This window comes from Candidatus Sericytochromatia bacterium (genome assembly GCA_035285325.1).
In the GTDB taxonomy this organism is placed as follows: Bacteria; Cyanobacteriota; Sericytochromatia; order S15B-MN24; family JAQBPE01; genus JAYKJB01.
On the sequence record JAYKJB010000084.1, the window covers coordinates 27,133 to 41,621 of the forward strand.

13 protein-coding genes and 1 tRNA gene are annotated in these 14,489 nt (G+C 65.9%); 6 read left to right on the forward strand and 8 right to left on the reverse strand.

Annotation, left to right across the window (positions count from 1 at the left end; genetic code table 11):
• Window positions 1–2: 2 nt before the first annotated feature.
• Window positions 3–626, reverse strand: a complete 624-nt coding sequence (locus VKP62_11050; protein MEB3197730.1) for a hypothetical protein — start codon at window positions 624–626, stop codon at window positions 3–5.
• A gap of 218 nt (window positions 627–844) precedes the next feature.
• On the opposite strand from VKP62_11050, the gene VKP62_11055 reads away from it, so the two are divergent.
• Window positions 845–2,098, forward strand: a complete 1,254-nt coding sequence (locus VKP62_11055) for a S8 family serine peptidase (protein ID MEB3197731.1) — start codon at window positions 845–847, stop codon at window positions 2,096–2,098.
• Window positions 2,099–2,208: 110 nt separating this feature from the next.
• Here VKP62_11055 and VKP62_11060 read toward each other — a convergent pair whose 3' ends face one another.
• From VKP62_11060 to VKP62_11080, 5 genes are all read right to left on the reverse strand, one after another.
• Complete coding sequence (locus VKP62_11060) at window positions 2,209–3,924, reverse strand: protein-arginine deiminase family protein (GenBank protein MEB3197732.1); 1,716 nt, start codon at window positions 3,922–3,924, stop codon at window positions 2,209–2,211.
• 140 nt (window positions 3,925–4,064) lie between these two features.
• Entirely contained in the window at window positions 4,065–4,520 is a 456-nt protein-coding gene (locus tag VKP62_11065; protein MEB3197733.1) for a DUF4442 domain-containing protein, read from the reverse strand.
• Window positions 4,521–4,547: 27 nt separating this feature from the next.
• On the reverse strand, window positions 4,548–5,987 hold the full coding sequence (locus VKP62_11070; protein MEB3197734.1) for a HAMP domain-containing sensor histidine kinase: 1,440 nt from the start codon (window positions 5,985–5,987) through the stop codon (window positions 4,548–4,550).
• The gene (locus VKP62_11075) at window positions 5,984–6,724 is read right to left on the reverse strand and encodes a hypothetical protein (GenBank protein MEB3197735.1); all 741 of its coding nucleotides are present in this window, start codon (window positions 6,722–6,724) and stop codon (window positions 5,984–5,986) included. Before VKP62_11075 ends, VKP62_11070 begins: the two co-directional genes overlap by 4 nt.
• Window positions 6,725–6,803: 79 nt before the next feature.
• A tRNA-Val gene (locus tag VKP62_11080) sits at window positions 6,804–6,877 on the reverse strand.
• A 155-nt stretch (window positions 6,878–7,032) separates the two neighbouring features.
• Between VKP62_11080 and VKP62_11085 the strand changes: the two genes are divergently transcribed.
• The 4 genes from VKP62_11085 to VKP62_11100 all read left to right on the forward strand — a co-directional run bounded on the left by VKP62_11085 (window position 7,033) and on the right by VKP62_11100 (window position 10,849).
• Window positions 7,033–7,521, forward strand: a complete 489-nt coding sequence (locus tag VKP62_11085; protein MEB3197736.1) for a hypothetical protein — start codon at window positions 7,033–7,035, stop codon at window positions 7,519–7,521.
• Window positions 7,522–7,537: 16 nt separating this feature from the next.
• Complete coding sequence (locus tag VKP62_11090; GenBank protein MEB3197737.1) at window positions 7,538–7,924, forward strand: hypothetical protein; 387 nt, start codon at window positions 7,538–7,540, stop codon at window positions 7,922–7,924.
• 13 nt (window positions 7,925–7,937) lie between these two features.
• Window positions 7,938–9,641: a diguanylate cyclase gene (locus VKP62_11095; protein ID MEB3197738.1), complete on the forward strand. Its 1,704-nt coding sequence runs from the start codon at window positions 7,938–7,940 to the stop codon at window positions 9,639–9,641.
• A gap of 233 nt (window positions 9,642–9,874) precedes the next feature.
• Window positions 9,875–10,849 carry a hypothetical protein gene (locus tag VKP62_11100; GenBank protein ID MEB3197739.1) on the forward strand — a complete coding sequence of 325 codons (975 nt, stop codon included), beginning with the start codon at window positions 9,875–9,877 and terminating at the stop codon, window positions 10,847–10,849.
• A gap of 24 nt (window positions 10,850–10,873) precedes the next feature.
• On the opposite strand, the gene VKP62_11105 is transcribed toward VKP62_11100, so the two are convergent.
• Together VKP62_11105 and VKP62_11110 are read right to left on the reverse strand one after the other, a co-directional pair.
• The gene (locus VKP62_11105) at window positions 10,874–11,611 is read right to left on the reverse strand and encodes a lysophospholipid acyltransferase family protein (GenBank protein ID MEB3197740.1); all 738 of its coding nucleotides are present in this window, start codon (window positions 11,609–11,611) and stop codon (window positions 10,874–10,876) included.
• A 29-nt stretch (window positions 11,612–11,640) separates the two neighbouring features.
• Window positions 11,641–12,630: a hypothetical protein gene (locus tag VKP62_11110; protein ID MEB3197741.1), complete on the reverse strand. Its 990-nt coding sequence runs from the start codon at window positions 12,628–12,630 to the stop codon at window positions 11,641–11,643.
• 213 nt (window positions 12,631–12,843) lie between these two features.
• Between VKP62_11110 and VKP62_11115 the strand changes: the two genes are divergently transcribed.
• Window positions 12,844–14,463, forward strand: a complete 1,620-nt coding sequence (locus VKP62_11115; protein MEB3197742.1) for a PfaD family polyunsaturated fatty acid/polyketide biosynthesis protein — start codon at window positions 12,844–12,846, stop codon at window positions 14,461–14,463.
• Window positions 14,464–14,489 lie beyond the last annotated feature (26 nt).

Below are 14,489 nucleotides of genomic sequence, written 5' to 3' on the forward strand. Positions count from 1 at the left end.
CGTTACCCCAGCCGGGCCCGCGCAAGCCCGGCCGCCAGCCCCAGCAAGCCCACCACCCCCGCGGCGATCGCCGTGCCGGCCACCAGGGCGGGAGCGGCCCCCAGCAGGCCCGCACCGACGGACACCACGCCCAGCCCGACGCCGCCCCAACCCGCGGCGACTCGCGCCCAGTTGAGGGTTTTCCCGGTCAGCGAAACCTGGGGGCTGTGCTGCTCGCGCAGCGCCGTCTGAGTGTCGTGGGTGGCGAACACGGTGCCCGTCACGGCCGACACCACGGGGATGACCCGCAGGCGCGTGGCGAAATTCGCGAGCGAACTGGCGAGACGGCTGCCGGGTCCGAGCCAGGTCAAGCTGGAGGCCAGCGCCTGGCTGATCCGACTATTCAATACCGCCGTGATGAGGCCGGGACGAACGGCCTTGCCCTGGGCCGCCCGCACGGCAGCGCCCGTCAGGGTGTCGGCGGCACCGGCGGCACGGACTTTGCGCTCCGGAGCCACCTGCTCGAAGGCCTCCCCCAGGGTCAGGCTGTCGGACGCCACGGACGGCCCCGCCTCGTCGCGCATCGCAGCGGAACTGGGGGCGGAAGAGGGCACGTGGCTTGGGGCGTCGGGGCGGTCAATGCGCATGGGGGGGCCCTGTGATGAACCTGTTGGTCGCATACCCGTGCTCATTCGCTTTGATGCAGGGCCGATGTCATTCGGCGCCGTTGAGACCTCGGACTCCGTTCCACGCAGGGCAAGTCTGGCACCTCCGAGCGGAGGCTTGCGCTCACGCCGGTCTATTGAGATCTTCGTGCTATGATTAACTTGCCTTAACCAAATTTTTAGCGCCGCCTGGGGTGAATATGTCGCTCGTTCGGACCAAACAGCGTTCCCTGCTGGCTTCGCTTGTCGCAACCGTGATGCTGGCGGGGGCGGGCTGTGCACACGCGCCGGGAGTGGCTGTTCCGCCGCATTCCTCGGCGCTGGCCGCCCGCTCGCAAGATGGGACCTTCCTGGTTCGCTTGAAGGCCGGGCAGTCGCCGCAGGCGTGGGCCCGCCGGCACGGCGTTCGCCACCTGGCTGCTCTGGGCTTGAACATGCATCGCATGGGCGGGGGGGAGCTGGCCTCGCTGGCCCGTGACGCGCAGGTCGCCTGGCTGGAACCTGAGTCCTCCTTGCGCTTGCCTCCCTCGTCCGGGCGTCACGTGACGTCGCCCCAGGCGCCTTTGACCAGCCGGGCGGATGGACCCGATGACCCTCTGCTGCCGGCCCAGTACGCCTGGCGCTTGCTCGGGGCGGACCGCACCTGGCGGGCCCAGCCCGGTCGGCCCGAGGTGCTGGTGGCGGTGATCGATTCCGGCATCGATGTCAGCCATCCCGACCTGATGGGGCAGGCGTTCGAGGGCTGGGACCTGACGGGCAAGGTGGCGGGTCCGGGCGGCCTGGTGGACGGCTACGGCCATGGCACCCACGTCGCGGGGGTGATCGGGGCCAGGGTGAACAACGGCGTCGGAATCGCTGGCCTGGCGCCAGGCTGTAAGCTCCTTCCGGTCCGGATCTTCAACAACTTCGGTCACTCCACTTCAGGGGCCAGTGCCGCGGCGATCGTCTGGGCGGTGGACCACGGGGCCAAGGTCATCAACGCCAGCTGGGGCAGTCCGATGCAAAGCCAGGCCATGACCGACGCGCTGGCCTACGCGGCCGACAAGGATGTGATCGTGGTGGCGGCGGCCGGCAACTCCGGCAACAACGAGCCCAAGTATCCAGGCGCCGAGCCCCTCGCGGTCGGCGTGGCCGCCAGCAACGACATCGACGGTTGGGCCAGTTTTTCAACCTTCGGGGACTGGGTCGATCTGGCTGCTCCCGGAGAAGGGGTTCTTTCAACCTACCCGCTGGCGCTCGGCAACGGGTATCGGATCATGCGGGGCACTTCGATGGCAGCCCCCCACGTCACCGCCGCGGCGGCCCTGTTGCGCAGCCAGCATCCCAGCTGGTCGCGTGAGCAGGTGATCGAACGGCTGTATGTCACGGCCAAAGACATCGTTCAGACCGGGATGGATCCCTATGCCGGTCGCGGTCGCGTCGATCTGCTCGGCGCGCTTGGCCTGAGCCGCTAGGTCATCCATCGAGCCTTCGCCTGGCGGCTGGCTCGTTCGGACGCCCAGGGTATGTCTGCCTTCATCTCACCGCTCCGGACGGGCTTGCCCCGGCCGCAGGACGGTCGCGTTTATTGCTCTGGTCGCTGGCGTGGTTGAGCCGTGCCTGGGGGAACGGGCCCGCCCGCAAGACCCCGGTTGGCCTGCCAGCGCGGCAGCCAGGTGGCGAAGTCCTTCACCAGCGGGGCGCGGTGGGTGTTGGTGGCACAGTGGACGTTGCCGTAGTTGTCCTGGTATCGATGGTCGTCCACGAACTGCACGCTGCGAGCTCCGGCCTGCTTGAGCGAGGCGGCGATGTCCTCGGCGATTCGCTCCGGCACACGATGGGCGCCGGTCACCGCCACGCCGTTCAGGTAAATGGAATTGACGGGGTTCGACCAGACGTTGTGGCCTCCCTCGTAACTGACGGGCAGGCGCACCACCTGGTCTTCCGACAGGTTCAATTCAGTCAGTAACCCGCGCGCACGCGTTCCATCCGGATAGCTACCTCCCCGCAGCACCTTGTCCAGGCGCGATTGGTTCGACGCATTCGAGGGCCAAGATTCGCCTGGCAGCAATTGCTCGGCGCGTCGCGTGTCCGCGAGCAGCAAACGCGGGCGGCCGTCCGGTCCGGGCAGGAAGTTGGCGATCTCATCCACGTGTTTGATGGTCAGGAAGCCCGTATCCAGCCAGAAGGGGGCTTGCAGTTGCTGGGCTTCCAGAAATGCCACGACCTCTGGATGCAAGGTGGTTCCAGTATCCGTGTTCTTGCCATAGAAGACGCGTCCAAACGGGTAGCCCGGCACCGGTGGTGACACCTCCAGGTTGCCCATCCAGTCCGCCCAGTCGTCGATGCCGTCACGGATGCCCCGGTAGCTGCCTACCTGGAGGTAGCCCGTGTCCGGCCCCAGCAGACTGGGCCCGAAGGAGTCGGCTCCGCGCAGGCCACCCAGCACGACGTGCTGCGGCGCCTGCCCTGGCAGTTGGGTGTAGCCGACCTCCATGGTGTCCTGCATCCACATCTCCTTCCAGGAAGAGGTGGTGTGGGTGACCAGGCGGACGTTCGTGGCCCCGCAAACCTTGGCCAATCCCTCCCGGAAGGCCGCGTTCTCATAGCGAGGGTGGCCGGTCGACACGTACAGGGCTTGCGTTCGGGCGGTGTTGGGCAAGAGCAGGAATGGCGCCACGCGCAGGCGCACGCGATCGCTGGCCAACACCTGCCCCGTCTCGCTTTGCAATTCGGCGCGCAGCGTCGCTTCACCGTTCCAGTTGCGGGCGGCAAAACGCGTGCTTTCCAGCCCCAGTTCGAAGTTGCCGGCCGGCAGCGATTCGCGGGGGTCCAGCGGTCGCCACCCGTTGGCTTCGCGGGCAAACAAACGGATGCTGGGGCCGTCGACTGGGACGTCCGCCAGGCTCACCGTCACCCGAAGTCCCTGCTTGCCCGGGGGGGGGAGGCAGCGCAAGGCCACCCTTGCCAGGTCGTTCTCGTCCCCCCGGCCATTGACCTGCAGGTCTGCCGCGTCGGGGCGACCGTCGCGGTCGTCGTCATCCAGGTTGGCGATCACGAAGGCGCCTCCCTGGGACCAGTTCCAGGCGTGACGTCCCGACAGGTCCGCCTCGTCGATCTGGCCATCCCGGTTGGTGTCGCCACAGAGTACCAGCGGCCCCTCGCTGCGGAGGGCCGCAAACGCGCCCACGGGCAGGACGGACCCCGCGAAACCCGCTCGCCCGGCGCACCCGCCGAGGAGCAGCCCGAAACAGGCCACCAGGGTGGAAATCCGCTTCAATTCGGAGATCCGGCCGAACACGAGGGTACCTTTCGCGTGACGATGCTCACACGAGCGTAATCATTTTCGGACGGTTGTGGGAGGGGGGAAGGTCGTCAAAACATCAATAAAAGGTTAACGCATGATTAATATGGTGAGCCGCGGCCTGGGGCCGGCCCTGTTCACCCGGCGCGTCGAATGTGCAGCGTGACCGTGATGCGGGCGTGTGGCGTGCCCTGGGCATCGTTCAGCTCCGCTTCGTAACTGGGCTCGACGCTGATCGTCTCCTGCAGCAGGCCGCGCAGGCGATCACATTCACCGTCGGGTATCCGGCACGTCGCGTGGAGCATGCCCCGGCCTGGTTTGAGGAACTCCACGCGGGCGCTCTTGACCCAGACCCGGTAGTCGGGTCCCAGGCGCTGGATCAGCATGATCGCGTGAATCGGGTCCAGGGCGCCGTACATGCTGCCGCCAAAGATCGTGCCGTGATAGTTGCGGGTTCGTCGGTTCAAACCGAGCTCGACGCGCACCTCACTGAAGTCGGCTGCCACGTAGCGAATCCGCCCCCCGGTTGCCCGGTAAGCTGGAAACCAGTTGAACCGCCAACGCAACCAGATGCTGTGCCACGATTCCGCCATCGCTGGCTTCCTTTCGCGTCCTGACCCTCAGCGGCCGAGCACTTCCTGCCACGGGCCGGCCGTGGTCTCGCTGGGGGCAGCCTCATCCGAAGAGGCGAGCAAGGCGTCCGCGTTCGGCACCGCCATCAGCAGGGGAAGGGTCAAGGTGAAGGTCGTGCCGGAGTCCGGCTCGCTGGCGATGCCAAGCAAGCCTCCGTGGCCCTGTTCCACCACGTGACGCGCGACGCGAAAGGCCACCCCGTCGGCAGGGACCAGCACCCCGGCCTCCAGCAGCGGACCCCCCTCATACATCCAGCGAATCTGCTCGCTCGTGAGGAACGGACCCGCATCGCCGATTTCCAGCACCGCGAATTCACCGACCGAGCCGAGTCGAACGGACAGGTTGCCGCCGTTCGGAGCCGTGCGACTGGACCACCCCAGCAGGGTTTCCAGCACCTGTTGCATGCGCACCCGATCCAGGTCGACCGACAAGGGCACGGTGGGCAAGGTGATGGCCAGGGAGATGCCACGCCGCCGCAGGTTGCTCTGGGCCTGGCTGCACACCTGGCGCAACACCGTGACCAGATTTTCCGGCCGCGGATCGTAGCGGGCCTGATCCTCGAGGATTCTGATCAGGTCCTGGGCTTCACTGAGGATCCGCAGGACCGAGTCGGAGCGGGCCTGGACCATGCCGAGCATCTCGGCTTCCTCGCTGTTGAGGCGCGTGCGAGCCGTGTTGCTGACCACATAGGCGCCGGTTTTGATGGCCGCCACCGGAGTGCGCAGTTCCTGCGCCAACAGAGCAGCCAGCGTGCGCCATTCACCGGGGGCACCGGGCTTGCTGCGCTGGTCCCGGCCTGCTTGACCGGGGGTCAGGTCTGGCAGGATCGCCACCAGCCAGACCAGGATCACGGCTTGCAGCCAGGCCTCGCCCGCGTAGCCGATCAGGTACCAGCGGGTGTGAAAGGTCGCAGGCAGGGCCACGCCGGTCCAGGCCGCGTAGAGCCAGAAGGCCCAGCCCCACCGCGAGAGGGCAAGGCTTTCCCCACGGCGCATCCCCGCAACCAGGCGCCAGCCGAAGACCAGGTGCGCGAGCAGATAGATTCCCAGGCTCGGCAAGCACGCCACCGTGAACGGCACGGCCTTGAAAAACCACGCCGCTGACACGCCGGCTGCTGCCGCAGCCAGAAAAACGGGTCCCATTCGAAAGGTGGTCGTGCCCTGGACCAGCTCCGAGGCGCGCAACAACAGCCACGCCACCCAGGCGGCCAGAATGAACTCGAGATACGACATGCCGTCTTCACGGCCGTGGAAACTGACCCACAACTGGCAGAGCACCAGGGCCACTTTTCCACCGTAGGCCCAGAGCAGGGTGCCCAGCCAGGGATGGAGGTTCCGCGAGGCGCTCTGGCCCAATTTGACGGCAGCAGGCAGCAGGCCGAGCAGGCAGGCCAGGCTGAAGCAGGTCAGCAACTGCAACTCGTTCACCGTTGGGGGCCCTTGCGCTGAATCACTTCAAACAGGCTGATGCCCAGCGAAATCTGAACGTCACGGTTGGCTTGACCCAGCACCGTGAGGTCGAGGCGGGTCCCAGGGGGCGCGAGCCAGTAGCGCACGCCGGCTTGGTAGTAGGGCAGGCTCAGCATATCCCCGTGCCACTCGGCGCTCAGTTCGATCAGGTCCGGCAGGGCGACGCCCTCTGCCCGCACGCTCCAGGTCCCGTTCCACGGGTTGGCCTGGCGGGAGTCGTAGAGCGTGCCCAGGTTGAGGTGACCCAGTACTCGGCCGTCGAGAAGCGAGAGGCTGGCTGGAATGTAAGCGTAAAACCCGCCTGCTGGCCCCCCTGCCGGACGACCGTCGGCCCCGACCGTTCCCCCCGCCGCCAGACCGATACCCCAGTCGTTGGGGCGGGTTTCGCGGAACAGGGTTTTCAATTGCGCCACGTAATCGGCTTCCAGCCCACCGTCTTCGCCGCGCTCCGTTCCGCTGCCGAGCGTGAGTTCCAGATTGGGGGCGATCCTGGTGGCGGGGAGAATCCAGGTCTCCCAGCCATTTCGACCCGCTCGCATCCAGGCCTCGAACTGAGCGGTGTCAACGGTCGTGAGGGACGCATCGTCCGTGAGATAGGGGCCTGAAGCGAAGGCGGGCGTGCCCCAACCCCCCATCGCCAGGAATGGGATGAGGCCCACAATACCGACACGCTTCAACATCTGCCTGGACGCCACGATACCGGCATCATACCCCGCCGAGCGGACCATGAAAAAAGCGGCCCCATCTCTTTAGGACAGGTTCCGCTTGGGGAGGTGGGCATAACTGGACTCGAACCAGTGGCCTCCACGATGTCAACGTGGCGCTCTAACCAACTGAGCTATACGCCCGCATCTCCCCATTGTTTACCATGGTCTGTTGGTGTCCCACAAGGCGGCCTCTGTTTCGTGCTGCAACTGGCGGGTTGGGTATAATGCCCGCGGTTTGGCTGCGAGCGGCACGGCCTGTCGGCCGCGTGGGTGGCTCAGGAGGATCGTCGACCAAGATGGTGGAGCTGGCTGCAACCTACGGGGTGTCCGTGTCTTTCTCGCCCAAATTGTGGAGCTACGTCAGTTCGACCCGCATCATGGTGGCGAGTTTCTGCAACATGCAGCTTGGCAACGAGGACATTGCGGACAAGGTCTCCATGACGGCGCAGGAGTTGCTCGAAAACGCCGTCAAGTATTCGGCGTCGCAGGAAGACAATGTGTCCCTGGATTTCCGGATCCTAGAAGGCCAGACCTTCGTGCTGGAGGTCCGCAATCGGGCTCAGCGGGATCAACTGGAAACCCTGCGGAGTCAGCACCAAGAGATCAGCCAAGGGGATCCCCTGATGGCCTATCTGATGAAAATGCAGCGCATTGCCGACAACCCGCAAGCAGGTGGGAGTCAACTCGGTCTGGCCCGGATTCGCTATGAAACGGGCTGCAACCTCGACATGCGCATCGACGACGACGTGGTGACGATGCGGGTGGAATTTCCCCTGGCCGCTTGAGGGACATAGGTGAGTCATGAACGCATTTGCAAATTTGGGATATCGCAGCGACAAGGTGCAGATTACGGTGGAAAGCCCCGAAGATAACCCGCTGGTCCGCTTTTCAGGGCGAATCGATGATGCGGATCCGGGCGCGTTCATGGACCCGGCGCTGGAGGGGATCCACCTTCAACTCGTGGCCCTTGGCGTGCGAGAAGTCAGCGCGGATTTCACCGAACTCTCCTTCCTCAATTCCAGCGGCATCAAGAGCCTGATCAAGTGGATCATGCGCCAAACCGAACTGGACGAGGAGCAGAAGTACCGGATCAAATTTGTTTACAGCAGCCGCGTGACGTGGCAGCAAACCAGTCTGAAAGCGCTGACCTATCTGGCGCCGAAGACGGTGGTCACCGTGGCCGTCTGAGGAAGGAAGCCCCTTGACGCAGCATGCCGATGATGCCACGAATGGAGCGCCGGGCCTCGCCAGCGGTGGGTCTCATACGGGCCTCCCTGCCGCCTTCGACGCGCTGGACGCCGCCGCCGAGCAAGAGTTGCTTCGTGACCGCGAAGAGCGCTCGCTGAGGGGCATCTGGAATACCCTGCTGAATCAGGCCATGAGCTTGCTGTCGGCTCAGGACGGCCTGGTGTTCGATCAGCGGGGCAAGTTGCGTGCCAGTCCTTTCATGCCGCAATCGTGTGACTTTCCGCTGCAAAGCCCGGCCGTTTGGGAGGGGGCCGCGCACGCGCCGCGCGTGATCACCGAGGCTCCTGGCGCGCTGGTCTCGCATTTTGGCCTGCCAGGGGGCGAGCGTCTCGCGATCGCCCTCGTGTTCGCGCCCGACGAGGTCCCTCTGGAAAGTGGCTCCTCCTTGTTGGCGTTGCTCACTCGCCACGCCACCGTCTGCGCGAACAGCCTCGACGCTCGCAACCGGGTCGACATGCTGATGGAACTGTCGGGCCTGACCCTGGAGAATCTGGGCAGTGAGGCACAGAGTGCCCGTACGGATGGCTTGACGGGGCTGGCCACTCACGACTTCTTCCAGCAACGGCTGGCCGAAGAATTGGCCGCCAGCGATCGCCATCGCACCTCGCTCAGCTTCATGATTTTCGACCTGGACCATTTCAAGTCCATCAACGACACGCACGGGCATCCGGCGGGGGATGCGGTCCTGAAGGCGGCCGCCGCCATGCTCAAGGACAGCGTGCGCAAGTACGACCTGGTCGCGCGTTACGGGGGCGAGGAGTTTGCCATCATCCTGCCCAACACGGAGGAAGACGCGGCCTACCATCTCGCCGAACGCCTGCGCAAGCAACTCGAGGGCATGCCCTTCGCCATCAGCGAGACGCGCACGATCAAGGTCACCGCTTCGATCGGGGTGGCTTGCCGCCTGGAGCAGGACGTCATGCCCAAGGACCTGATCAAACGCGCGGATGTGGCCCTGTATGCCGCCAAGAACGGGGGGCGCAACCGGGTCGTGCTGGCGCAGGGGCCGGCCGTGGAGGCCGTCAACGCGATCGGGGCCCCGCGTCAGGGATCACACGAGCTGTTTTATTCGCTGGCACGTGCCTTCGCCTCGGCCATTGAGGCCCGCATTCCCCTGATGTATGGCCATTCCGAGACGGTGGGAGTCTTGGCGCGACGGATGGGCGAGGTGATCGGCTTGCCTCCCGAGAAGCAAGAAGCCCTTCAGATTGCCGGCTTGTTGCACGACGTCGGCATGATGAGCGTGCCGGAACGGGTCATCTTCAAGTCGGGCGCTCTGGATGAGGACGACTGGCGCGCGATGCGCGAGCATCCGGCGCGTGGCGTGGCCTTGCTGGCCAAGTTCAGTACCTTCTCCGGCTTGCTGGAGGCCGTGCTGTACCACCATGAGCGCTGGGATGGCACGGGCTATCCGGAAGGCTTGCAGGGGTCAGATATCCCACTGGGGGCCAGGATTCTCTCCATCTGCGACTCTTACGATGCGATGCTGCGGGGAGATTACACCTTTTCGAACGGCAGGAAGCCTGAGGATGCCCAGGCCGAAATGATCCGTTGCGCGGGGACCCAGTTCGACCCTGAACTGGTCAACCTCTTCTTGCGGGTGCTGCAGGAGGATCCGGCCTTGTCCCAGTTGAGTCTGGCCGGCGCAGAGGCGTGACGGCAGCGTGCCTCCCGGTGGGCGGATGTCCCGGCGGCGGGCGATGCGGGCGAAGGGCGCCGGAGGAGATTGGGTATAAGGTCGATGGGGCGGTTCAGGTCGCGAGAAGTTTTCCTTCCGTGGCCGCCCGGTGACGCTGCCTGATTTGGCCGGAAGGACCCGTGCCCGACCCTCGTCTCCTCGATTGTAGCTGGCTTTTGCGCGCGCTCCGTTCAGGCGGGGTGGGCCTGTGCGTGCTTGCAGTCGCCCTCCACATCGCCGGCTGTCGCAGCGGACGGGGTAACAACGTCATCATTCTCACGCCCACGGTGCTGAGCGCGCCGGAGGGCCAGTACGCGGCAGCGCGACGGGGGGAACTGCTCGCGCCAGGCCGACTGGTCGGCAAGGTGGGACGTTTCGACGGCCAGCGTTTCCAGGCAGCCGCCGGGGTAGAGGTCTGGCTGGACGACGGGGGGATCAGGACGGTCACCGACGGGGCCGGCTACTACGGGTTCGAGCGGGTCGGCACGGGGCTGCATCGCGTCTCGCTTCGTTCTCCCGAGGCCCACCCGATGGTGGTCTCGTTCCGCGCCAATCCCTTGACCGGACTGGGGCGAGTCAATCTTCCGCTCATTCCCCTGGCCCTGACTGGCGAAGGCGAGAAGGAAAACATCGCGCTGGCGGGAATCGTGACGGACCCGCGCGGGGCCGCGCTCCCGGGGGGAACCGTTCGGCTGGTGGACTCCCTCACCGAGGTGGGCAACTGGTCGGCGCGTGCCGATGAGGATGGTTTCTGGTCCGTCACGCTGAAAGGCGTCCGCCGTGGCGTGTCCGTTTCGGGGGTGGCCAACATGACGGCCTATGGGCGAACGCCGGGTGGCATTCAGGTCGAGACCGTCACCGTCCAGACCCTCGGGCTGGATGCTTCGCCCACCCACGCCCTGATTGCCGGAACCACGGCCTTTGGGGTGCCGCAATCGTTGGCGTGGGCCTCGACCGGCAATCGCCAGGGGGTGTTGCAGGGGGAGTCCATGCCGCAGCGGCGGGACGAAGTAATGTTGCGCTTCCGAAAGGGAGAAACGACCTACGAAACCTTGCCGACGGAAACCACCGATCGGACCCTGTCCGTTCAGTGGCCCGCTGCGTTCGAGGCCCCCGGCACGGTTGAGGTGCTCCCGCTGGGCCTGGTCCCGCCGCAGGCGGCCCCGCCCAGCGTGCCGGTGCCCTGAGGTCGGGCGCGGAACATCACGGATCTAGCCCGTCGCATGGGAGGGCGTGGCCAGCAAGGCTTCAATGGCCTGGCGGGTGGTCTGACTCAGGGCCTCCAGGGTGTCTTTGCCGTAGTCCGCAGGGTCAATCGGCGCTCCAAAATGCAACACCACCGTCCCCGGGAAGGTCCACCAGCGCCCGGTCGCCATGATGGCGGCGGCCCCCTGAAACGCAAAAGGTACGATCGGGGCGCCTGCGTCGATGGCCATATGGAAACCGCCCTTTTTGAATGCCCCCAGCTGTCCGTCGCGCGTGCGCGTGCCCTCCGGAAAGACCAGAAAATTGCAGCCTTCGGCCAGACGACGGCTGGCCTCCTGGGCCACCCTCCTGGCCTCCTCAGGGTCCTTGCGGCGGGAAACCTCCACGTTGCCCCAGCGACGCATCATGGGCCCGTAGATCGGTATTTTGAAATTCTCCGTCTTCTCAAAACCAGCCAGCGGGCTCGGCAGGGCTGTCGCCAGGATCAGGTGATCCAGCCAATTGACGTGGTTTCCCATGTACAGGGCCGCCCGATCGCGAGGGAGGTGCGACAGCCCCTCAATCCGCACCTTGATGCCGGCCAGGCGCAGGGCCAGACCGAACACGCCCTGAATGAAGCCCCAGGCGCGCGCGCGCGGCCACACGCTGATGACCAGCATGATGGGCGGGAAGCCCAACAGAGCCAGGGCCGTCAGGACCGAGTAGATACGCAGGGAGCCGGCGAGGCGACAGATGAGGGGCAATGGGCGGAACCGGTGCAGGACGCGCCTGGTCAGCGGTCCTTGGGAAAGGGGTCGAGCGCAGCCACGTCCAGCCGACCTTGGCCATTGTACAGGACCCGCAACGGGCCCCCGTGGAGTTCCGTCGCCTTCATATGGTCGGTCACCTGAAAGACGGGGTAACCCGAGACCTTCGACATCCGGACCGTACCGGGACGCAACTTGTTGATGAACCAGGAGGAGACTTCCGTGCAGTACATCGCGGCTTCCGAGGCACGCGTGGCTGGGGCCGCGGCCAGCAAGGTGCGGTCATAGGGACGGCCGACCAGGCCTTTGAGTTCTTGCAACACGGCCTGAACACGGGCGGGGTCGGCGTCCAGCTCCAACAGCACCACGGAATTGCGCTGGGAACGGCGGGCGTACTCGTTCCAGTCTTCCTCCACGACGCCCCGCATCTCCCGTGCCTGGTTTCCCATCAGGCGGTCCATGGCGCGTCGGACCAGCCCTCCGACTCCCCGATAGGCCTCCACCTCGCCATACTGGGCGAGGGCCTGAGTGATGCTCACGCGCCCATCGGCCTTGACTCCGGAGACCACGAAACAGTGAACCGTTTCCGGGCCGGCGCCCGAAATGCCAATCACGACCTTGCCCTCCCGAGGTTTGAAGTGGCTGGCCATGATCTGGCGCGCCGACTCGATCGTTGCGGTTTCCAACGGGGCGGGGGAGGGACCCTCCGGCTTGTCGGCAGGCGGATTGAACCGCGCCTTCACGATCGCCCCGCTGACCTCTCCCACCCAGCGGTTCAGCCAAGGCAGGTGGACCATCAAGCGATAGGCTGTTCCCATCACGGCCGCCAATGCTTGCTGTTTCGCCCCCGCCGTCGAAGGTTTGTCTGCGGAGACGGCCCCTGGCGCGCCGAGCGGCCGTTGATCCGGCTGCTGATCGGGTGTCGGCGGGAACGAGGGCGGCGGGCCGCTGACACGCCGTGAAGCGACGATGGGGGCTGGCACAGGGGCCACGCGAGACGCGATGGATGGGGGCATTGGGCACGCTCCTTTTCCTGTCCTATCGCCAGCGAGCCCGAGCTGCACGGTAAATTTCATTTTTATTTTTGGTTAAGCAATGTTTAATTAAGTCCGGGCGAGTGCCCCCGGGGAGGCGTGCTCCCCCCGGCAGGCAGGCGTGACCGCGCTTTTTGCCCCGGATGGGCGCCCGACTTGAGAGAAGCCGCGCGATTCCCTATCCTGTGTAAGACCATGATCATCTCTCCTCCTCACACCTCGCCTGGCTGGATCGCTGGCGCCGAATCGCCGCAGTTCGATGCAGGCGCTCTGGCCCAGGCGGTGACCCGCATCCGCGAACCGCTACACGTGCTGAAACACGCGTCTTCCGGCGCCGTGGGGGTCGCCTTTGGCGGCGAGTTGAGCGGCGAACGTAGCACGGAGCACGCCTGGCTCGGCACCTTGCCGCCGCTGTGGCCGGAGTGGATCGGCGATCGCGCCTTCAACGAGGCCCACGGCGTTCGGTTTCCTTACATCGGCGGGGAAATGGCCAATGGCATCGCCTCGGTGGAGATGGTGCTCGCTCTGGCCAAGGCCGGCATGCTGGGATTCTTCGGGGCCGCTGGCCTTTCGCCTGCCCGCATCGAGGAATCGGTGCAACGCTTGGCCGCTGAACTGGGCCCTGACGGCCCCTCCTGGGGGGCCAACCTGATCCATTCCTTGCACGAACCGGCGCTGGAAGAGCGCACGGTCGATATCTTTCTCGCGCACGGGGTCAAGCGGGTCTCCGCCTCGGCCTTCATGGGGTTGACCCCGGCGATCGTCCGCTACGCCTACACCGGCATCCATGTGGACGCCACGGGCCAGATCGTGCGCCCCAATCACGTGTTCGCCAAGATCTCTCGGGCCGAGACCGCGCGGGCCTTCGCCTCGCCTGCGCCCTCCGCCATGCTGCAGGCCCTGGTCGCGCGCGGCGCCCTGTCACCCGAGGAGGCCGCCCTCGCCGCGCAGTTGCCGGTGGCGGAGGATCTGACGGCCGAGTCCGACAGCGGCGGGCACACCGACAATCGCCCCTTGGGAGCCCTTTTCCCCACCATCCGGGCCTTGGCGGATGAACTGGCCGCTCAGCGGGGTTATCCCCGCGCGATTCGGGTCGGAGCGGCCGGGGGGCTCGGCACGCCTTCTGCGGTGGCCGCAGCCTTTTCATACGGGGCCGCCTACGTGATGACAGGTTCGGTCAATCAGAGTGCGGTCGAGGCAGGCCAGTCCGAGATGGCCCGGCGCTTGCTGGCTCAGGCAGACATGGCCGACGTGATCATGTGTCCGGCCGGCGACATGTTCGAACTCGGCGTCAAGGTTCAGGTACTCAAGAAGGGAACCATGTTCGCCTCGCGGGCCCAGCGTCTGTACGAGCTATACACCGCCCACGATAGCCTGGAGTCGATTCCCGCGGAGATGCGGGCCAAACTGGAGAAAGATGTCTTTCAGCAAACCCTGGCGGAAGTGTGGGCGGAGTGTCAGCGTTATTTCACCCTGCGTGATCCGGTCCAGCTGACCCGGGCCGAACGCGACAGCAAACACCGCATGGCGCTCGTCTTTCGCTGGTATCTGGGCCAGTCGAGTCGCTGGGCGATCGCCGGTCTGCCCGAACGCAAGCTCGATTACCAGATCTGGTGCGGCCCCGCGATGGGGGCCTTCAACACGTGGGTCAAGGGGACCTTCCTGGAGGACCCGGCCGCGCGGACGGTGGCCCAGATCGGACTCAACCTGCTCGAAGGGGCCGCCGTGGTGACGCGGGCCCAACAGCTTCGAACCTTCGGGGCCCCGGTGCCCCCCGCTGCTTTCCATTACAGGCCCCGGCCGTTGACGGCCTGACCGTCTCGATCTCGAGGAACCACCCC